Origin of the sequence: Caminicella sporogenes DSM 14501 (genome assembly GCF_900142285.1) — a bacterium.
In the GTDB taxonomy this organism is placed as follows: Bacteria; Bacillota; Clostridia; order Peptostreptococcales; family Caminicellaceae; genus Caminicella; species Caminicella sporogenes.
On record NZ_FRAJ01000009.1, the window covers coordinates 44,943 to 65,639 of the forward strand.

Sequence of the window (20,697 nt, forward strand, 5' to 3'; positions counted from 1 at the left end):
TTAAAATGAATATATTTAAAAGAATTTTGGCAGTAGTAGTTTCGCTGATAATGATTTTTACAGGACTGCCTTTAAGTGATATTTTAGCTTATGGATTTGACTCACAAAATTTTAAAGTTGATAAAGTTGAAATATATAAAGTTTATGATAGAAATAGAAATCCAAAAAGTATGATACTTAGTATTCGAGGAGTAAATTTAAAAGACGCACAGATATTTATAAATACAGATGTAGGAGCATATATACCTTTGACTGACAGGCAAATTAATGAAGAATATTTGCTTCAATTTGGATTAAATGAAAATCAAATAGGAAAGACAATTTTAATTGGCAATGTTTCTATAGAGATTAATGAAGGTGAAATGCCTACTCTTTCTGGAATTACAAGAACTGTTGAGAGAGGAAAAGATGACCTTGTAATTAGTGGAGCTAATTTAGATAAAATCAAAGATAATGATGAGATAAATGCAAGATATGGTAAAGGAAGTTCTCAAACTTATTTTGCCCCATCATATTTTAATGATTCTTCACAGGTTACTATACCTAAGCCTACAGGTGAATTAGGTCTTCAAAATATAGTATTTGAAAAGAAGACAACTGTAAAGAAAGATTTTCCGGAGTATGCAGATACAGATGTTTCTGTAGAAGTAAGATATACTTATGAAGACCAGTTTAGATTTGTAGATGAATTATCTAATTTAAGTGATTTAAATATATTCCCAAATAGAGGAGAAAAGGGAGACAAGGTATATTTTACTGCTAAAACTTTAGATAATTATGATGTATTTTTTCTTAAAAAAATAGATGGTACAGAACCATATACAAGAGAAAACATGGGAAAAAATAAGACTTTCAAGCAAGATTCCGGTGCAAATGAAGATGAAGATGTTCTTACTGTAGAAGTTCCAGACATTGAAATAGGGGAGTATTATATAGTACTTACTAATGCAATATCAGATAATGGAGACCCTATGGAAGAAATAAATCAAACTTATGTTGTAAGAGTTGACAACAGCGACCCTTCATCACCACCAGAAAAATTTTATGTAATAGATGGAAGTACAAAACCTTCTATATTAGGTGTGCAGCCTAATAGTGGACCGGATACTGGACAAAAGACTACGATAACCGGAGAATTTTTAGGAACTTTAAAAATACCAGAATTTAAGCCAAATGATGAAAGTAAGTTTACTGCAAGAGTAGAAAGTCCTATAGGAGATGCTGATAAAGAAACTTTAAAAATTTCATATGATGATGACGATATACAAGGTAATGTCATAGGAAAATATAGAGATTTTGATGTTGAAAGCGTTGAGAGGACCATATCTGTTATAATAGGAGGTAGAGCTACTTTTGCAGCTGATAGTTCAGGAGAAAAGTACGATTATAGTTTTACAGATACTTTAGATACGATACAGATTTTCACACCGCAGATAAATGATGCAGAAGAAAATCCAGTTAAGGATGTAGTTATTGAAATAACAACTACATTTAAAACTTCTGATGGTAAAAGTATTGTTTTAAAAGATAGGGCAGAGATGAAAGATGGATATACTTATGTGCCAAGCAAAATTACTCCAAAGATAAAAGAAGTAGTTCCAAATAAAATTCATGTTGAAAAAAGTGGAGACAAATACAGTCCAAAGGAGATTACTATAGGTATATATGGAGAAAATTTTACTGTCCATAAGTTTGTATACGGAGATGACAATACAGAAATTACAAGGTATCCAATAATAGATTTAGGTCCTGAAATTCATCTTAACCCAAATGAAGACAGTACTATAGAGTTAAAAGTTTTTAATGAGCAGGGACAAGAGTTAGATGGAACAGAAGGATTAGAAATGGGCAGTAAAATACTTGTTAAAATACCTGCTAATAAATTAATTACAAATTTAGGTAAGACTTATGTTAGAGTTACAAATCCTGTGAGAAATTCTTTAAATCCGGGTATTTATGACCAGCTAGCTGATGCTATAATGTTTGTTTTGCCAGCGGAAAATAAAATACCTGTTATAAGTGAAGTTACGCCTAATGTAGTTACAGTAGATGGTGGAGAAGAAGTTTGTATAGAGGGTAGCAACTTTCAGGATGGAGTAAAAGTATTTATAGATGGTATGGAAGTAGAAAATATAAAGAGGTCAGAAGATGGTAAAGAGATAACTTTTACTGCACCTCCCGGTAGAGAAGGAGAAACACAACTTATAGTTATGAATGTAGAAGGCGGTATGGATACATATCCTTTTACTTATGTTACAACTTATACAAATCCAAAGATAATAGATTTTTCACCGAAAAAAGGTAATACGGGTACTTTAGTAGTTGTAGAAGGAGATAATTTTCTAAAACCGGATCCTACTGCAAGCGAAGATGAAATATTTAAACTTATAGGCACCAGAATACTTTTAGAGGGTAAAGATATAAATGAGTACAATAGAGATCCTGAGACTAGAAAAATAGAGCTTACTAAGTACTCGGCACCTTCAGGAAAAGAGCTTATAAAACTTACTTTAGATGGTAGTGTAGAGGCTGAAGATTATTATCACAGTATAGTTTTAAAAGATGAAGAAAATAAAAAGTTTTATATTGTAGATGTGGATGCAGATGGTAATGTAGTAATAAGTGATGGAGTTAATGAAAACTATAAAATAATAAATGATGGCGGCAGTTTAAAAGCAGAAAGAGAAGGTGTAGGCTTATTAGATGTCAGTGTATATTCTGATAAGATAACTATAGGAACTAAAGAACTTTTGATTATGACTCCATTCTTAATACAAGATGGAGAAATTGTTGGAGATAATGTAAAAGTATTCAGTAAAAATAAAATATATTTTAAAGTTCCTATTCTCAATGTTGATGGTTATTATGATGTTACGGTAGTAAATCACGATACAAAAAAGGATTCAAAAATAGATGAAGAAGGATTTTATTATTATAGACAGCCTCAATCTAATCCCGAGATAACAGAAATAGAGCCATCTCAAGGTTCTACAGAAGGTGGATATAGTATAACTATAAAGGGAAATGAGTTTGTAGATGATGGAACGAATAAAACTAAAGTAATAATAAATGGTATAGAAATATCTGAAGAAGATATTTGGGTAAGTATAGATGGTAAAGAGATTTCGGTAGTAGTCCCACCTTATCCCGGAGATTTGAGAAAGGAATACGATACGGATAGATTAACTGTACCGGTAGTTGTAGTAAATCCTGATGGTGGAAGTGCAAGTAAAGAAGATGGTTTTACATATGTAGTACCCATAAGTAATCCGCAAATATCAGAAGTTTTTCCTAAGAATGGGAGTGCAGCTGGTGGAGATATAGTAGAAATATCTGGTACTGATTTTAGATATTTTGAACCTTATGATGATGACAATAGAGACCAAGAAAGAAATTCAGATGAAAAGTTTCAAAATTTAAATAAGACTTTTGAAGATGAAAATGGTATAAGTAATGATTGGGATGACCTTTTAAAAAATCCAGTTAGAGATAATGTAGATTTAAGAGAACCTAAAGATATAGATCATAAGATATTTGATAAATATTATTCATCACCTATACTTCCTAAAGTTTTCTTTGGAGGAAAAGAAGCTAAAATAGTTGAATTTGGTGTGGGATATATAAAAGTTATAACTCCTCCAAATGAAGCTGGAGAAGTAGACCTCTATATAGTAAACAATGATTCTGGAGTATCTAATAAAGTTAAGTTTACTTATGAAGCTTCTAATCCAATTATAAAAGAGATAGTTCCAAATGAAGGAAGAAAGCAAGGGAAAGATAAAATAGAAATATCTGGTGAAAATTTTAAAGAAAGCAGTATGAATATATATGGATATGATGAAAGTAATAATATTCATCTAAATACAAAATTTATGACAAAGGTTAGATTTGGAGATATAACAAATAAAGATATTCCTAGAGATGAAGAAAATTCAGGTCTTATAAATAACGGCAGAACTACGGTAAAGTTCGATGGTGGACTTACTGTAGAGTACAATGCAAATGATAAGATATTGAATGTCAGGATAGAATCTGGGGATAGTATTTATGAAATTCCCGAAGGCATACATGGTTATGAGGGTTCTGAAGTATATATACCGGTAAGTATGTTAAAGGATAAAAGCGGGAATATATATGCTGGATATGAGCTTATAAGAGTTTATGTAGATGATAGAAGGCTTTTTGTGGAAAGAGGTTATGCTCCTGAAGTTATCTATGAAAGTTCTGGGAAGATTATAGCTATTAGTCCAAGTTATTATACTATAGGAACTGTTTCACTGACTGTTATTAATCCTGATGGTGGAGAGGCTAAAGGAGAGTTTACATATAAAAACCCGGATAGCAAACCTAGAATAACTGATATAACTAAAGATGGCAGACCGCCTATTCAAATAGAAGATAATGGAATTATAAAGAGGGTTATAGAGGTAACATATAAAGGTGGTAATATTATTAGTATTATAGGAGATGATTTTAGAGAAAATGCAATTATTAAAATAGGAGATATACTTACATTAGAGCCAAGTAATATAGATTATAGTCTTCCGGGTAAGATGACATTTACGATGCCTGCAGTTTCAGAGGATAATACGCAGATATTGTATAGAGTCGTAGTAGTAAATGAAGATGGTGGTGTAGCGTCTTCTGATGAAGCACAGCCGCCTATATATATAAGGTTTATTAAAGTGGAGACTTCTCCATCTATAGAAGAAGTAACTCCTAATGTTGGACCTGCTAGTGGAGGAACTGAAGTTATTATAAAAGGTAAGAATTTTATAAAAGAAATGGAAGGAAGAAATTTATCTGTATTCTTTGGAGAGGTTAAAGTTCCTGATGAAGATTTTGAAGTGATTGATTATAAAACTATTAAAGTTTATAAAACGCCTCCAAATACAGCAGGAACGGTAGATGTAAAGGTAGAAAATCCAGATGGAGCATTGTCAAGTCCTTCGGGAAGTTTTACTTATATAAGCAGTCCAAAAGTTATTGCAGTAGTAGACCCAAATGATTCTTATGAAACTGCTAGAATAAGAAGTATATCTGTAAAGGGTGGACAAAAGGTAAAAATAAAAGGTTCTGGTTTTATAGAAGGAGCTAAAGTAGTGTTTGCTCCTGAAATAGAAAAAATTGAAAGTGATGAAAATGCTTCAGGAGATACTATTTATATAAATGGACTGGCTTATAGATTAGTAAGTGGAAATTATGCTACAGAAATAGAATTTATAGATGGTGAAACTCTAACAGTAGTTACTCCTGAAGGGAAATTGAATACAAAGGGTGTTATTGTTATAAATCCAGATGGAGGAGCTACTCAGGTATATGAAGATATTATATATGGACTCCCTGAAGTTGCTTCACCTAGTGGAGTTAGTGCAGAGTTAGTATATGATAGATATATAAAAATACATTGGAATGAAGTTGCTGATGTCAATGAATATGAAATATATGTAGTTAAAAATGATAGGGAATATGAATTTATAGGAAGTACTAAACTTACATCATTTTTATATGAAGAATTAGAGCCGCATACACGCTATAAGTTTGTAGTAAAAGCTATAGGGGAATATGGTTCTTCTAAATATTCTGAAGAAAGTAATGAGGTTAAAACGGGCAGGAGAGTTGGTCCGGAAGATGATGATGAAGGACTTGTTGAAAACAGTAAATTTGAAAAAATAGGGAATATAGCACAAGTAATTATAGGAACTAGTGATTATGATGATGAAGATATAGTTATAGATTTGACAAAGGGAAATTTAGTTGGCAGTAAAGAAGTAGTTATCAGTATGCCGGCAGAGGTTGTAGCTAGTACTGATGCAAAGGATATAATAGTAAATGGAGAAGATTTTCGTGTTAAATTTAATCCAAAGTCTTTTTACAGCAGTAAAATAGATGATAATAAAAGAGATGAAGATAGCGGAGTAAGGTTTACTATTAAGCCTTCTGAAAATATAAACATGATAGGAAATAGTAAGAGTTTATCTTCTGTTTATGAATTAAGTGCTGATATATTTATTGGAAGTGAAATGTTTGAGATTTCGTATTTGATTGCACCAGTAGAGGTTACATTAGATGTGGATATAGCGAAGGCTAGAATGAGAAAGATGAAGGCTGTTTCTTTGAGTCTATATGATTCTTATGAAGATAAATGGATACCGATAGCTATGGCAAGTGACGGCGATATGTCGGTAACTGGTTTAGCAGATAGTTTGGGTAAGTTTACAATAATAGGAAGTAGAAAATAGTGGACAGAATATTTCTGTCTGCTTTTTGTTTTTTATTGAGGGGAGTGTCTTAAAGTGATATAATAGCGGAAAGGGGGGGATATTGTGGATGATAAAACATTTGAACTGCTTGAAAAGCTGTATGTAGAATTTATTAAGTTTAAAGAAGAGATGATGGAATTTAAGGAAGAAATGACAGAATTTAAAGAAGAAATGATAGGTTTCAAAGAAGAGATGACAGAGTTTAAAGAAGAAATGGTAGGCTTCAAAGAAGAGATGACAGAATTTAAGGAAGAAATGATAGGTTTCAAAGGAGACATGACAGAGTTTAAGGAAGAAATGGTAGACTTCAAAGAAGAAATGACAGAATATAAGAAAGATACTAATGGTAGATTGATTAGACTGGAAATTGCAATTGAGGAAATAAGAGATAAGGCAACAGAGGCTTTAGAAGCATTTGAGGTTTTATCAGAAACAAATAAAAAACAGCATGAAGAAATAATGAGAGAATTAAAGGGAGAAATTAGTGTTATAGAACTTGCAGTAAAGAGAAAAGCAACTTAAAAAAGAATATAAAATTCAAAGTCAATCCTCATAGTTAATAGAGGATTTTTTTTTCTTTTATAGAATATATAAAAAATAGAAAATTTTTATATATTATAAAATTAATTGGGGGTATGAGAAATGGAAAAAGCAATGATTAGAGTGAGGATGAGTATGCATGATGCTCACTATGGTGGCAACTTAGTTGATGGAGCAAAGATGCTTCAACTATTTGGAGATGTTGCTACAGAACTGCTTATAAGACATGATGGTGATGAAGGTCTGTTTGCAGGTTATGAAAGTGTTGAATTTACTGCACCTGTTTATGCAGGAGATTATATTGAAGCAGTAGGTGAGATAATTAAAGTAGGAAATACTTCAAGGAAGATGAAATTTGAAGCTAGGAAAGTAATAGTTCCAAGACCAGATATAAACGAGTCAGCATGTGATGTGCTAGATGAGCCTATAGTAGTTTGTAGAGCAGTAGGAACATGTGTAGTACCAAAAGATAAACAGAGGAAATAGTTACAAGTTATGTGCTTTAGGTATTATGCTGAATTTTAAAACAAAAAAAATTAGAAATTAGAGTGAACAAAAGGTTAGGAGGAAAGTTTATGGATAAGCTCATAATTACTGCTGCTCTTACTGGTGCTGAGGTTACTAAAAAACAGCAGCCAAATCTTCCCGTTACACCCGATGAAATTGCTGAGGCTGCTTATGAATGTTATAAGGCAGGGGCTTCTATAGTACATGTGCATGCTAGAGATAAGGATGGCAATCCAACACAGTCTTATGAAGTATATAAAGAAATAAAAGAAAAAATAGAGGCAAAGTGTAATATTATAGTTCAGCCTTCAACTGGAGGTGCTGTTTGGCATACTGCAGAAGAAAGATTAGAGCCTGTTGAATTAAGACCTGAAATGGCTACTTTAAGTTGTGGAACTTGCAATTTTGGACCAGATGTATTTATGAATTCAGAAGAATATATAGAAAAATTTGCATCTAGAATGAAAGAATTAGGTGTGAAGCCTGAAATAGAAGTTTTTGAAAGAGGAATGATTCAAAATGCCATTAGATTAGTTAAAAAAGGTCTTATAGATATGCCGCTGCATTTTGATTTTGTACTTGGTGTACCCGGAGCTTGTCCCGGAACACCTGAAGATTTGATGTATATGGTTAGAAGTATTCCTGAAGGCTGTACTTGGACTGTGGCAGGTATAGGAAGGGCAGAATTGCCTCTAGCTGTTATGGCAATAATTTTAGGAGGACATGTAAGAGTTGGATTTGAAGATAATATATATTATTCAAAAGGAGTATTAGCTGAGTCTAATGCACAACTTGTGGAGAGGATAGTAAGAATAGCTAAAGAATTAGGCAGAGAAGTAGCTACACCTGATGAAGCAAGAAAGATATTAAATATAAAGAAAAGATAGTTAAATATATAAAAATATGACATTTGACATTTTGATATGGTAAAGTATATCTGTTATAATTAGATTGAGTAGTGGAAAGACTAAAATATACAGTTAATGTTAAAGGTAGGTGTAGATAGTGAAGTTATTTATTGATACTGCTAATATAGAAGAAATTCGAGAAATAAGTGAATGGGGAGTTTTAAGTGGAGTTACAACAAACCCTTCACTTATTGCCAAAGAAGGAAGAAAAGATTTTGAAGAGGTTATTAAAGAAATTACAGATATAGTTGATGGTCCTATAAGTGCAGAAGTTGTAGCTGAAAGAGCTGAAGATATGATAAAAGATGGAGAAAAGTTAGCTAAACTTCATAAAAATGTAGTTATAAAAATTCCTATGACTAGTGAAGGATTAAAAGCAATAAAAGGATTAAATGAAAAGGGAATAAAAACAAATTGTACTTTGATATTTTCAGCAAATCAAGCTCTTTTAGCAGCTAAAGCAGGTGCTTCATTTGTAAGTCCATTTATAGGAAGAATGGATGATATAGGTAATGAAGGTATGAATTTGATTAGAGAAGTAGCTGATATATTTGCTATTCATGGAATAGATACAGAAATTATAGCGGCAAGTATAAGACATCCTATGCATGTTACACAAGCAGCTCTAGCAGGAGCTCATATAGCAACACTGCCATATAAGGTGCTTAAGAGTATGCTTACACATCCGCTTACAGATAAGGGTATAGAAAAGTTTAATAAAGATTGGGAAAAAGTAAAATAAGAAATAAAATAAGAAAAAATAAGAAATCTGAGGCTTAGCCTCAGATTTTTTTTCTTTTTTTTAATTGAAAACTATTTACAAAAACTAAAAGAGATGATATACTTTTATTAAATAAATGATAATAATTATCAATCTCAATTATAGATTAAGAGGTGAATTTCACAATGAATAAATGTACTGAAACCTGTATTTTGTCCTACAAAAAAAATGATGACTTTATTGGACGAATTGTTGGAATACTAGGTCCAGTACTTATGGGTTCAAAACCTTCAGAATTGCTTAGTTTTAGAAAAAATGACAAAAATTTATTAGATAAAATTGAAAATATAAAAAAGTATATAGGAAAATGCAAGAGAATTAAATATAAATTATTTGAATTTAAAAATGAGAGTATAAAAATATTATTTTATAATCCAAAAGTTTTAGATAAAAACTTAAAGGAATATAGAAATATGAAATTTCTAAAAAGCATAGGTTATCCAGAAGAATATGATTTAGAGTTATATATACAATTCATTGTTGATAAGATGAAAGAAGGTGTAATTCCTCATGAAATAGGTGTGTTTTTAGGATATCCTTTAAAAGATATTATTGGATTTATTGGTCATCCATCGTTAAGACTTACTAAAATTAATGGTTGGAGGGTTTATGGAGATCCTAAAATATCTGATATAAAATTTAATGAATTTTTAGAAGCTAAAAAAGAAATAAAAAGGTTACTTAGATTTAATAAAGTTGAAGAAATTTTACTATCTATGTAATGTGAGTAGATGTATGATTGATTTGATAAGTTAATTAAGCTGTAATAATTACAGCAAAGTATATATAAATGGAGGGAATATTAATGAAAAAGGCAACTATAATTTATTGGAGTGGTACTGGTAATACTGAAATGATGGCAAATGCCATTGCTGAAGGAGTAAAATCTAGTGGAATAGATGTCGAAGTAGTTAGAGTAGAAAATGCAAATAAAGATATGGTTATTAATTCAGAAATTCTTGCTTTTGGGTGTCCTTCTATGGGTGCAGAAGTTTTAGAAGAAGAGTTCATGGAACCGTTTATTGAATCTCTAAGCGATGTTGATTTTTCAGGTAAGAAAGTTGCATTGTTTGGTTCTTATGATTGGGGAGATGGCGAGTGGATGAGAAACTGGGTAGCAAGAATGAAAGAATATGGAGCTAATTTAGTTGATGAAGAAGGCTTGATTATTCGATTAACTCCTGATGAAGAAGGAATAAATAATTGCAAAGCGTTAGGAGAACAGTTAGCTAAAGAATAAATGATTTAAAAAGAGTTTTATTTATCAAAATAAATAAGGAATAAAAGAAAATATAGAAATTATATATATTGTTTTTAATGGAAGAAATGGAGCTATTATTAAGATATTGGGAATAGAGATTTTATTGTAAATGGATTAAAAAATCTTAAAAAAATACTAGGTATGCAATTGCATACCTAGTATTTTTTATGTTCAAGAAACTATTTAAGTTTTCTGATTTTAGTATGGTAAATATTCAATATTTGTAAATTTACTTTCATATTCTTTTCTGTTTGGATTAAAGTAATTTAAGTTTAATTTTTTAATATAAGTTTTGTTGTCTGATATATATCCTGAGCCCCAAGTACAGTCAACTATAATCCATTTGCCGTTAATTTTTACTTCATTCCAAACATGAAAATCTTTTTGAATTTTTCCGCTAACTAGTTTAGCAGGAATATCTAAAGCTCTAAGTAAAGCTGCATATAAATAAGAAATTTCATCACAATCTCCTTTTTTATCTCTTAATGTTTCTACTGCACTTCTTGGTTTTTCTGTATTAGCATAAATGTCATAAGTAATATTTTCAGCTATCCATTTGAATATAGATTTAGCTTTATCGTATTCATTTATATCATTTTTGGTTATTTCTTCTGCAAGTTTTATTATTTCATCGTTTTTTTCTACGAAACGGCTTGGAATGAGGTATCTTATTTGTTTATTACTTGTATTTATAACACTAAACTGCATGATATACTCAGAAGTATTATTTTTATCTATAGGTGTTCCAACATCTATATTATGTTTTCCCAAACCAAAAGGAGTATATATAACAGCATCAAATTTATTTTCTTTTACAGGAATTTTGAATTCCATAGAATCATTATTTTTCTTAACTATTACAAATAGGTAATCTAAATCATTACTTTCAATAGTTCCTTTAAATCTAAATTTATTTTTTACTTCCATATTAGAATAAATCATTGTATCAAGGTGAATACCTAATTTAAAGAAGTTATCATATTCTATATAGTGTTCTTCTTCGAGGTCAACTGAAAGATTACTGATTTTAATAGAATTAACTATATTATAAAAAACATCTAGAAGTTGGCTGTCATTTGCATCGTTTTTGTATGAAAAAGTAATCAAATAGATAATTTTAGAATTATATACATAATATATTGCTTGATTTATTTCAGGATTATAAGAAGAGTTTTTTAAATAGACTGCATTGACATTTAGATTGTTTACCTTAAATTTATCTCTACCTGTGAATATAATTTTATCTTTAAATTTTTCTAATAATAATTTTTTGTGATTTTCTGTGAAATCATCAAGAGTAGTTGGCTTATCAAGTTTAATAAAGTCTATATTCATTTGTATATTATCTTCATATTTAAAACTGTATGGTTTTTCAGGAGTATTTTCAAAGTAATCTGGTACCATTAATTTTAATCCATATTTTTTAAATTTAACAGCTTTATAAAGTACATTGTCTATTGTTTTAAATTTACTGATACTGTCATCATAACTTAAAGAAACAATTCTGTTTTCTTCGTCCCAATTAACGATTATACCGAGACTTTCAGCTATAAATCTTAAAGGAACTAAAGTTCGTGAGTTTTTAATTATAGGCTGTGCATCAAGAATAAAACTTTTGCCATTTTTATAAGCTACGTTTTTTCCAATTTGAAGTTTTATATACATATTATCTTTATAAGCAGTTACAGTTTGTGTCTTTTGATGCCATGATACAAGACAGCCGAGATATTCAAAAATAGCTCTCATAGGAACCATAGTTCTATTTTTATAAATTATTGGCTGAACATCGAATTTTAAAAATTTATCATTTAATTTTACTTTTATAGGTTTAGATTCTGGAATGAGTTTATTTGCATAAATTTCATTAAAAGAAAGAGAAAAAATTATTGAAAAAATCATAATGACGATAAGAATTTTCTTCATAAGGCATTTCCCTCCTTATACTAAATATATCACATTTAATAATAAAAAAGTCATTGAGCATGAAATATTTAAAATAAATGTATAATAATCGTAATGAAAATGTAATAATTAAAATATAAAAATTATATATAACATTATAAATACTTATGAGAGATAATGTGCTATAATATTTATTGAAAGTGATATAATAATTATGGTTTTTAATTAAAAAGTATGAGATATAAATTTGTGAATATAAAAACTTGCAATTTGTAATATGTAAATAACAAAGTGTTTTTAACATTTTGTTTAAAATATTTTTTAGGGGGGCAAAATAATGGATAGAAATTTGGCAATTAATCTTGTGAGAGTAACTGAAGCTGCGGCACTTGGAGCTGCAAAGTATATGGGACGTGGTGATAAAAATTTGGCAGATCAAGCTGCAGTAGACAACATGAGAAAAATGTTTGATACGATGGATATTGATGGTATTGTTGTAATAGGAGAAGGGGAGCTTGATGAAGCACCTATGCTTTATATAGGTGAAAGAATAGGTATGTGCAGACTCGATTCGACAAAAGTTGATATAGCAGTAGACCCTTTAGATGGAACAAATTCTGTTGCAAAGGGACTTCCAAATGCTATTGCTGTTATTGCTATGGCACCTAGAGGATGTTTACTTAAAGCACCGGATACTTATATGTATAAATTAGCAGTTGGACCTAAGGCTAAAGGTGTTATAGATTTGAACGCACCTGTAAAAGAAAATTTACTTAATATTGCAAAGGCACTTAATAAAGATATTGCAGATTTAACTGTAACAATGCTTGACAGAGAAAGACATAATGATATTATAAGAGAGTGTAGGGAGTTAGGTACTAGAATTAAACTTTTTAGAGATGGGGATGTTGCTGCAGCAATAGCAACTTGTTTTGAACATACCGGTGTAGATGTTCTTATAGGTATAGGAGGAGCACCTGAAGGAGTTATTGCTGCTGCAGCTTTAAAATGTTTAGGGGGCGAGATGCAGGCCAAACTTCATCCTATGAGTGATGAAGAAATGGAGAGATGCATTAAACTTGGAGCTCCTACAGATAAAGTATTTTTACTAGATGATTTAGTAAAGGGAAGTGAAGCTTATTTTGCAGCTACAGGTGTCTCAGATGGATATTTATTAAAGGGAGTAACGTATTTAAGTCATAATGTTGCTAAAACACATTCAGTGGTAATGAGGTCTCAAACAGGAACAATAAGATTTGTTGAAGCTATTCATAAATTAGATAAAAAGCCAAGTTATGCAAAATAGATATAACGGGTAATGGGCGGGTAACAGTGTTAGTTATAAACTGCCATCTGTGACCCGTCACCTGTTCCCTGTTACCTTGTTGAGAGTGAAAGCCGATAACTGATAACAGCTGAAAGCTATATACTGGAGGTGCAAGTTTGAATCAAGTAGAATTAGAAAATAGGAAATTATCAGAACTTAGAGAAATAGCTAGAGAACTAGAAATAAAAAATTATTCTAAATATCGGAAAAATGAACTTATAGAGTTGATATTGGAAAGGAAAGAAAATAAAGAAGAAAAAAAAGATTTGAAAATAAATTATATTATTGATAGAGAAGAACTTCCTGAAAAAATTAACAGTGAATTAGAAAAAAATAATGAAGCAGATGTAGTAGAAGGGGTTCTGGAGATTATGCCAGATGGATTTGGATTTTTAAGATTTCATAATTTCTTGTCGAGTGAACTAGATGTTTATGTATCCCCTTCTCAAATAAGAAAGTTTAATCTCAAAACAGGAGATAAAGTTTTAGGTATTACAAGACCTGCTAAAAGTGGTGAAAAATTTAGAGCTCTTCTATATGTTCAAAAGGTAAATGGTGATGACCCTGAAATAGCTGCAAAAAGACCAAATTTTGAGAATCTCACCCCTATATATCCAAATGAAAGATTAACTCTTGAAAATAACCCATCTGATCTTTCTATGAGGCTTATAGATCTTATAGCACCTATTGGAAAAGGGCAAAGAGGTTTGATAGTAGCCCCACCTAAAGCAGGAAAAACTATTTTGCTTCAAAATATAGCAAAGAGCATTTCTAAAAATTATCCCGATATTGAAATAATTGTATTACTGATAGATGAAAGACCAGAAGAAGTTACTGATATGAAGCGTTCAATAGATGCAGAGGTAATATATTCTACATTTGATGAACTGCCAAATCATCATATAAAAGTAGCTGAAATGGTACTTAATAGGGCTCAAAGGCTTGTTGAACAGAAAAAAGATGTAGTTATTCTTTTAGATAGTATTACAAGGCTTGCCAGAGCATATAATCTTACTATTCCTGCTTCAGGAAGAACATTATCAGGAGGACTTGACCCAGCAGCTCTTCATAAGCCTAAAAGATTTTTTGGAGCTGCAAGAAATGTTGAAGAAGGTGGAAGCTTAACTATATTAGCTACTGCACTTATAGAAACAGGAAGCAGAATGGATGATGTAATATTTGAAGAATTTAAAGGAACAGGAAATATGGAGCTCCATCTAGATAGAAAACTGTCTGAAAAGAGAATTTTCCCAGCAGTAGATATAAATAAATCAGGAACTAGAAGAGAAGAACTGTTGCTTAATCAAAGAGAACTTGAAACAGTTTGGAGTATAAGAAGAGCTATGAGCAATAATTCTGTACAAGAGGTAACGGAAGCTATTATAAATCAATTGATGGCAACAAAGACTAATGCGGAATTTATAGAGAAAATGAGGAAGAAGATTTTGTAAAATTTCAAAAACTTGAACCGTTTTTATAATTGTGTTATAATTTAATGGTTGACAGGTAAAATAATAATTATTAATATATAGAGAGAAACTTTTAAGAAAGAGGTGAAAGTAATGAAGTCAGGAATACATCCAAAATATGATAAGACTATCGTTAGATGTGCTTGCGGTAATGAGTTTGAAACGAGATCAACTAGGGATGAGATAAGAGTAGAAATTTGTTCTGAGTGCCATCCTTTCTATACAGGAAGTCAAAAAACTGTAGAACGTGGTGGTAGAGCAGAGAAATTTAAGAAAAAATATGGTCTTAAATAATTTCAAATTTAAGGGATTTATTTGGTTAGAGATTAATTTCTCTAACCTTATTTATTATTGATTAAAATTAAAAATTAAGAACTAAAAATTAAAAATTAAGAATTAAAAAGACTTTAGGTTGACTGCCGAGAGCCGAGAGCTGAGAGCTAAAAAGAATTGACCCGAAAACTTGCAATATGGAACATGTACCTTGAGAGGAGGATAATATAAATAATGTACGGTCCAAATCATCATGGATGGATAGAAGTAGTTGTTGGTCCTATGTATAGTGGTAAGAGTGAGGAACTTATCAGAAGATTAAGAAGAGCACAGATAGCAAAACAAAAAGTTATTGTATTTAAACATTCAATAGATGACAGATATTCTGCAAAAGATGTTGTATCTCATAATGGAAATAAAATAAAAGCTATAAATATATCTAATGCAGAAGATATATATAATTATATACAAGAAGATGTAGATGTTGTAGGTATAGATGAAGTGCAGTTTTTTGATGATAATATTGTAGATGTAGCAACTGATTTGGCAAACAGAGGTAAAAGAGTTATTGTGGCTGGATTGGATATGGATTTTAGAGGTGAACCTTTTGGACCTACACCTAAACTGATGGCAGTTGCAGAATTTGTCGATAAATTAAGTGCGATATGTATGATATGTGGAAGTCCTGCTCATAGAACACAGAGACTTATCAATGGAAAACCAGCTAAATATTCAGACCCTATAGTTCTTGTAGGAGCTGCGGAAAGTTATGAGGCAAGATGCAGATTACATCATGAAGTTCCAAAGGATGAATGATTTTTAAATAAGATGTATGTTATAATTGTATTGGTTATGTTTTTTTGGAAAGTTGGTGATTATGTGAAGAAAACCAGTATAGGCGGTCAAGCATTAATTGAAGGTGTAATGATGAAAGGTCCTGATGAGATAGCTATGGCAGTAAGAAAATCCGATGGAGAAATAGTGGTAAAAACAGAACCCGTAGGAAAAATTGAAAAATCAAAACTTGTAAAAATTCCTATTATAAGAGGAGTTATAGCTTTGATAAATTCGATGGTGATAGGAATAAAAGCTTTAACTTATTCAGCTGAGTTTTTTCAGGAGAGTAGTAAAGAGGAAGAAGAAAGCAAGTTTGAAAAGTGGCTTAAAAATAAATTTGGAGATAAAGCAGAAGATATTACAATGTATATGTCAGTTGCTATGTCTTTAGCTTTGGCAATACTGATTTTTATGTTTATACCCACAATAGTAATAAATTTTTTCAAAAATAAAATTTCTAATCAAATAATCCTTAGTGGATTAGAAGGTATACTCAAAATAACAATGTTCATAGCATATATAGTAATTATATCTAGAATGAAAGAAATACAGAGAGTATTTCAGTATCATGGGGCAGAACATAAAGTTATACACTGTTATGAAAGCGGCAAAGATGTTACTGTAGAAAATGCTAGGATTTTTTCAACACTTCATCCAAGATGTGGAACGAGCTTTTTACTTATAGTAATGATAACGAGTATACTTATATTTTCTTTTTTAGGATGGAAAAACGTCATTTTGAGGATAATTATGAAAATTATCTTACTGCCTATAGTAGCGGGAATATCATATGAAATTATTAGATGGGCAGGTAGAAGTGATTCTAAAATGGTGTCTATTATAAGCTATCCGGGACTTATGCTTCAAAAATTGACTACAAGTGAACCAGATGATAAACAACTTGAGGTTGCTATAGAAGCATTTAAAAAAGTACTACCTGAAGATGAGGATGCTGATTTATGGTAACAATTAGTAAGGCTTTAAATGAAGCAGTAGAGAAACTTAAAGGTAAAGTTTTTACTCCGATTTTAGATTCTGAGGTTTTACTTTCAAAAATATTAAATAAAGATAGACTATATCTTATAGTAAATAAAGAAGAACAGTTGACTGAAGAGGAATATAGAAAATATAAAGAAATTATTGATAAAAGATTTCAAGGGATGCCAGTTCAGTATTTGACAAATAATCAAGAATTTATGGGGCTTGATTTTTATGTTGAAGAAGGAGTACTTATTCCAAGACCTGATACAGAAATATTAGTAGAAAAAGTAATAAATCATATAGATAATACAAAAGAATATAATATATTAGATATTGGTACAGGAAGTGGAGCAATAACTGTAAGTTTGGCAAAATATTTTGTAAATTCAACTGTTTATTCTATAGATGTTTCTAAAAAAGCTATTAGTATAGGAAGAAAAAATGCAGATAGACATGGGGTGCTTTCTAGGATAAAATTTTTAAAGGGAAGTTTATTTGAACCTTTAGAAGAGATTGATATAAAGGGGAAAATTGATATATTAGTTTCTAATCCTCCTTATATACCATCTGAAGAAATTGAAAAACTTCAAATAGAAGTATCAAAATATGAACCTAGACTTGCTCTTGACGGTGGCAAAGATGGACTGTATTTTTATAGAAAAATAATAGATAAAGCACCTAAATATTTAAGATATAATGGTTTTATTGCACTAGAAGTTGGACACAATCAGGCTGGAAAAGTAGTAGAATTTATGAGAAAGAATGGCTGTTATAAAGATATAGAAATAACTGAAGATTTAGCAGGTATTGAAAGAGTAGTAAGTGCACATATTCAGTTGTAATTTACAAGTTATAAGATTTCAGATAAACTCAATAAATGTAATTTAAAAAAGTTTGTTTTAAATTTGAAAATTGAAACGGACACGTATAGATTTATTAGGGAAAGATGAGGTGATTTTATGTTTGATAAACTCAATTTTATAGAAGAAAAATATGAAGATTTAAGTAAAAAAATTGCAGACCCAGAGATAATAAGCGATCAGAAAAATTGGCAAAAGTATATGAAAGAACATGCTTCAATAAAGCCTATAGTAGATAAGTACAGAGAATATAAAGAAGTAATTTCTGGTATAGAAGAAGCAAAGGAAATTTTATCTGAAAGTAAGGATAGCGAACTTCGAGAAATGGCAAAGATGGAACTTGAAGAATTGGAAGAAAAAGTAGAAGCTATAAAACAAGAATTAAAAATATTACTTCTTCCTAAAGACCCTAATGATGAAAAGAATGTTATTATGGAAATAAGAGCAGGTGCTGGAGGAGATGAAGCAGGTTTATTTGCTGCAGAGCTTTTAAGACTTTATACTAGATATGCAGAAAGAAATGGCTGGAAAGTAGAAATGATGAGTATTAATGAAACAGGAGTAGGCGGAATAAAAGAAGTTATATTTATGATTAAAGGAAAAGGTGCTTATTCAAAACTTAAATATGAAAGTGGAGTTCATAGAGTGCAGAGAATACCTGCTACTGAATCTGGAGGAAGAATTCATACTTCAACAGCTACAGTTGCAGTTCTTCCGGAAGTAGATGATGTTGAAGTTGAAATCAATCCAAATGATTTGAGGATTGACGTATTTCGTTCTTCAGGTAATGGAGGACAAAGTGTTAATACTACAGATTCAGCTGTAAGGATTACACACTTGCCTACAGGAATGGTTGTAAGTTGTCAAGATGAAAAATCACAGCTTAAAAATAAAGAAAAAGCACTTAAGATATTAAAGGCTAGACTTTATGATAAGATGATGGCTGAACAGAATGCTGAGATAGCAGAAGCTAGGAAAAGTCAAGTTGGTACAGGAGAAAGAAGTGAAAAAATTAGAACTTATAACTTCCCTCAAAGTCGTGTAACTGACCATAGAATTAATTTAACAATATACAAGTTAGATCAATTTTTAGATGGAGAGATAGATGAAGTAATAGATGCATTAATAATGACAGATCAAGCTGAAAAATTAAAACAGTTAAGTTAGGAAATAAAAAAGGACAAAGGCCACGAATAAGGTTTTTGTCCTTTTTTGTTTAAAAACAAGAATTTTTAAGAATTAAAAATAAATTAAGAACTTGTAATATATGACCTTTAAAGAAGAATTAATAGCTTAAAACGTATAACAAATAATTTCTTGAAAAATATTTACAATAGGAGTATACTAAAAAATACATTATATTATGAAATATATATATATTCAGAAAAAAAGAAGGTGTAAAAATGTATGTTTGTGATTTCGGAGAAACTTAAATATACTCCTTTTGAATTACCATAATAATTTGGAAGGAGTTTTAAAATGGAGTCAAAGTTAATTTTTTTACTTCATATTGGATTAATTCTTTTAGTTGCAAATATTGGTGGAGTTATAAGTCGAAAATTTAAACAACCTGCTGTTTTAGGGCAGATATTAGCAGGTATTATTTTAGGCATAGGAATTATTGAAAAGACGGAGACAATTGAACACATAGCAGAAATAGGAGTTATTTTTCTAATGTTTATAGCAGGACTTGAAACAGATGTCAATGAACTTAAAGCATCTGGCAAATCTTCTTCTTTAATAGCATTAGGTGGAGTGATTACTCCATTGTTATTAGTTGCTGGCGGAATGTATTTTATTACTAAGGATTTATTATTAAGTATTTTTATGGGAGTTATTTCAACAGCGACTAGTGTCAGCATATCAGTTCAAACACTTAGAGAATTGGGACATCTTAGAACTAAACAAGGAATAGGTATATTAGGGGCAGCTATTATTGATGATATAGTAGGTATAGTACTTTTGACAATTGTAACAGGAATGATAAAGCCGGGAGCAGAAAATAGCTTGTTTATTGTTGTAGGAAAAATATTGGCATTTTTTATAGTGACAATAGTAGTAGGTTTTTTGATAATTAAAGTGCTTTGTAGATTTTCAGAAAAAATTCATCTAGAAGATAAAATAGTGACATATGCTATAGTATCTTGTTTTATATTTGCGTTTTTATCTGAAGAATTAGGAGTTGCAGCGATTACAGGAGCATATTTTTGTGGAGTAGTATTTTCTATGACATCATTTAACCGTAAATTGACCCATGAAATTCATAGAATATCAGCTGCGATGTTTACGCCAGTATTTTTTATAGGAATAGGATTAGGAGTAGATTTAATATCTGCATTTAAAGCATTGGGTGTGGGACTTATTTTAGTTGTACTTGGAGCACTTGGAAAGGTAATTGGATGTGGACTTGGTGCAAGATTTTCTGGTTTTGTAAGACGTGAAGCGATACAAATAGGGATAGGAATGATTCCAAGAGCAGAAGTTGCAATTATTATTGCTAATTTAGGAGTTGCTATGGGAGTTATTACTAAAAAGGAGATGGCGGCAGTTATCTTTATGGTGTTAATGACTACGCTTATAACACCACCATTATTAAAATGGTCATTTAAAGATAGCAATCAAACGGTAGAAAGTTAAGCTTAGAGGACAGTTTCTTGTCCTTTTTTTATGCCATAAATTATAGCATATATAGTATTTTATACTCATATAATTTTATAAAACTTTCAAGTTACAGGTTGGTTTTCACTCTTGGCTTATAGGGCCAACCCTTTGGTGTTTTATAACTCTT

The 20,697-nt window shown here is 30.6% G+C and carries 16 protein-coding genes; 15 read left to right on the plus strand and 1 reads right to left on the minus strand.

From position 1 onward, the window contains the following. The first annotated feature begins 5 nt into the window (after positions 1-5). The 7 genes from BUA90_RS06230 (at position 6) to BUA90_RS06260 (ending at position 10,239) form a co-directional block, all read left to right on the plus strand. Positions 6-6,242: an IPT/TIG domain-containing protein gene (locus BUA90_RS06230; protein WP_072966704.1), complete on the plus strand. Its 6,237-nt coding sequence runs from the start codon at positions 6-8 to the stop codon at positions 6,240-6,242. Between the two features lie 84 nt (positions 6,243-6,326). Beyond that, entirely contained in the window at positions 6,327-6,785 is a 459-nt protein-coding gene (locus BUA90_RS06235; RefSeq protein WP_072966706.1) for a hypothetical protein, read from the plus strand. 120 nt (positions 6,786-6,905) lie between these two features. Next, a complete protein-coding gene (gene kal / locus BUA90_RS06240; protein ID WP_072966708.1) occupies positions 6,906-7,289 on the plus strand; it encodes a 3-aminobutyryl-CoA ammonia lyase in 384 nt (127 codons plus the stop codon). 89 nt (positions 7,290-7,378) lie between these two features. Beyond that, the gene (gene kce, locus BUA90_RS06245; protein WP_072966710.1) at positions 7,379-8,197 is read left to right on the plus strand and encodes a 3-keto-5-aminohexanoate cleavage enzyme; all 819 of its coding nucleotides are present in this window, start codon (positions 7,379-7,381) and stop codon (positions 8,195-8,197) included. Positions 8,198-8,315: 118 nt separating this feature from the next. After that, the gene (gene fsa / locus BUA90_RS06250; protein WP_072966712.1) at positions 8,316-8,960 is read left to right on the plus strand and encodes a fructose-6-phosphate aldolase; all 645 of its coding nucleotides are present in this window, start codon (positions 8,316-8,318) and stop codon (positions 8,958-8,960) included. 164 nt (positions 8,961-9,124) lie between these two features. Beyond that, positions 9,125-9,721 (plus strand): DUF3793 family protein, encoded by a 597-nt coding sequence (locus tag BUA90_RS06255; RefSeq protein WP_072966714.1) that lies wholly within the window; start codon positions 9,125-9,127, stop codon positions 9,719-9,721. A gap of 83 nt (positions 9,722-9,804) precedes the next feature. After that, complete coding sequence (locus BUA90_RS06260) at positions 9,805-10,239, plus strand: flavodoxin (protein WP_072966716.1); 435 nt, start codon at positions 9,805-9,807, stop codon at positions 10,237-10,239. 219 nt (positions 10,240-10,458) lie between these two features. Here BUA90_RS06260 and BUA90_RS06265 read toward each other — a convergent pair whose 3' ends face one another. Further along, complete coding sequence (locus BUA90_RS06265; protein ID WP_072966719.1) at positions 10,459-12,183, minus strand: stalk domain-containing protein; 1,725 nt, start codon at positions 12,181-12,183, stop codon at positions 10,459-10,461. Positions 12,184-12,499: 316 nt separating this feature from the next. Here BUA90_RS06265 and glpX point away from each other — a divergent pair, with 316 nt between their 5' ends. From glpX to BUA90_RS06305, 8 genes are all read left to right on the plus strand, one after another. Continuing rightward, on the plus strand, positions 12,500-13,468 hold the full coding sequence (gene glpX / locus BUA90_RS06270; RefSeq protein WP_072966721.1) for a class II fructose-bisphosphatase: 969 nt from the start codon (positions 12,500-12,502) through the stop codon (positions 13,466-13,468). Between the two features lie 137 nt (positions 13,469-13,605). Beyond that, on the plus strand, positions 13,606-14,940 hold the full coding sequence (gene rho, locus BUA90_RS06275; protein ID WP_072966723.1) for a transcription termination factor Rho: 1,335 nt from the start codon (positions 13,606-13,608) through the stop codon (positions 14,938-14,940). Positions 14,941-15,051: 111 nt separating this feature from the next. Beyond that, positions 15,052-15,252, plus strand: a complete 201-nt coding sequence (gene rpmE, locus BUA90_RS06280) for a 50S ribosomal protein L31 (RefSeq protein ID WP_072966725.1) — start codon at positions 15,052-15,054, stop codon at positions 15,250-15,252. Positions 15,253-15,465: 213 nt separating this feature from the next. Beyond that, entirely contained in the window at positions 15,466-16,047 is a 582-nt protein-coding gene (locus BUA90_RS06285; RefSeq protein ID WP_072966727.1) for a thymidine kinase, read from the plus strand. Positions 16,048-16,110: 63 nt separating this feature from the next. Further along, positions 16,111-17,034 (plus strand): DUF1385 domain-containing protein, encoded by a 924-nt coding sequence (locus BUA90_RS06290; RefSeq protein ID WP_072966851.1) that lies wholly within the window; start codon positions 16,111-16,113, stop codon positions 17,032-17,034. Beyond that, positions 17,028-17,891 carry a peptide chain release factor N(5)-glutamine methyltransferase gene (gene prmC, locus BUA90_RS06295; protein WP_072966729.1) on the plus strand — a complete coding sequence of 288 codons (864 nt, stop codon included), beginning with the start codon at positions 17,028-17,030 and terminating at the stop codon, positions 17,889-17,891. Before BUA90_RS06290 ends, prmC begins: the two co-directional genes overlap by 7 nt. 117 nt (positions 17,892-18,008) lie before the next feature. Then, the gene (prfA, locus tag BUA90_RS06300; protein WP_072966731.1) at positions 18,009-19,076 is read left to right on the plus strand and encodes a peptide chain release factor 1; all 1,068 of its coding nucleotides are present in this window, start codon (positions 18,009-18,011) and stop codon (positions 19,074-19,076) included. 312 nt (positions 19,077-19,388) lie between these two features. Then, positions 19,389-20,546 carry a cation:proton antiporter gene (locus tag BUA90_RS06305; RefSeq protein ID WP_094756767.1) on the plus strand — a complete coding sequence of 386 codons (1,158 nt, stop codon included), beginning with the start codon at positions 19,389-19,391 and terminating at the stop codon, positions 20,544-20,546. Positions 20,547-20,697 lie beyond the last annotated feature (151 nt).

Excerpts from the sequence above, each read along its gene's own strand:
- BUA90_RS06305 (WP_094756767.1), top strand. The coding sequence starts at position 19,389 with ATGGAGTCAAAGTTAATTTTTTTACTTCATATTGGATTAATTCTTTTA.
- BUA90_RS06230 (WP_072966704.1), top strand. The coding sequence starts at position 6 with ATGAATATATTTAAAAGAATTTTGGCAGTAGTAGTTTCGCTGATAATG.
- prmC (WP_072966729.1), top strand. The coding sequence starts at position 17,028 with ATGGTAACAATTAGTAAGGCTTTAAATGAAGCAGTAGAGAAACTTAAA.
- BUA90_RS06255 (WP_072966714.1), top strand. The coding sequence starts at position 9,125 with ATGAATAAATGTACTGAAACCTGTATTTTGTCCTACAAAAAAAATGAT.
- BUA90_RS06260 (WP_072966716.1), top strand. The coding sequence starts at position 9,805 with ATGAAAAAGGCAACTATAATTTATTGGAGTGGTACTGGTAATACTGAA.
- rpmE (WP_072966725.1), top strand. The coding sequence starts at position 15,052 with ATGAAGTCAGGAATACATCCAAAATATGATAAGACTATCGTTAGATGT.
- kce (WP_072966710.1), top strand. The coding sequence starts at position 7,379 with ATGGATAAGCTCATAATTACTGCTGCTCTTACTGGTGCTGAGGTTACT.
- BUA90_RS06285 (WP_072966727.1), top strand. The coding sequence starts at position 15,466 with ATGTACGGTCCAAATCATCATGGATGGATAGAAGTAGTTGTTGGTCCT.
- prfA (WP_072966731.1), top strand. The coding sequence starts at position 18,009 with ATGTTTGATAAACTCAATTTTATAGAAGAAAAATATGAAGATTTAAGT.
- kal (WP_072966708.1), top strand. The coding sequence starts at position 6,906 with ATGGAAAAAGCAATGATTAGAGTGAGGATGAGTATGCATGATGCTCAC.
- glpX (WP_072966721.1), top strand. The coding sequence starts at position 12,500 with ATGGATAGAAATTTGGCAATTAATCTTGTGAGAGTAACTGAAGCTGCG.
- BUA90_RS06265 (WP_072966719.1), bottom strand. The coding sequence starts at position 12,183 with ATGAAGAAAATTCTTATCGTCATTATGATTTTTTCAATAATTTTTTCT.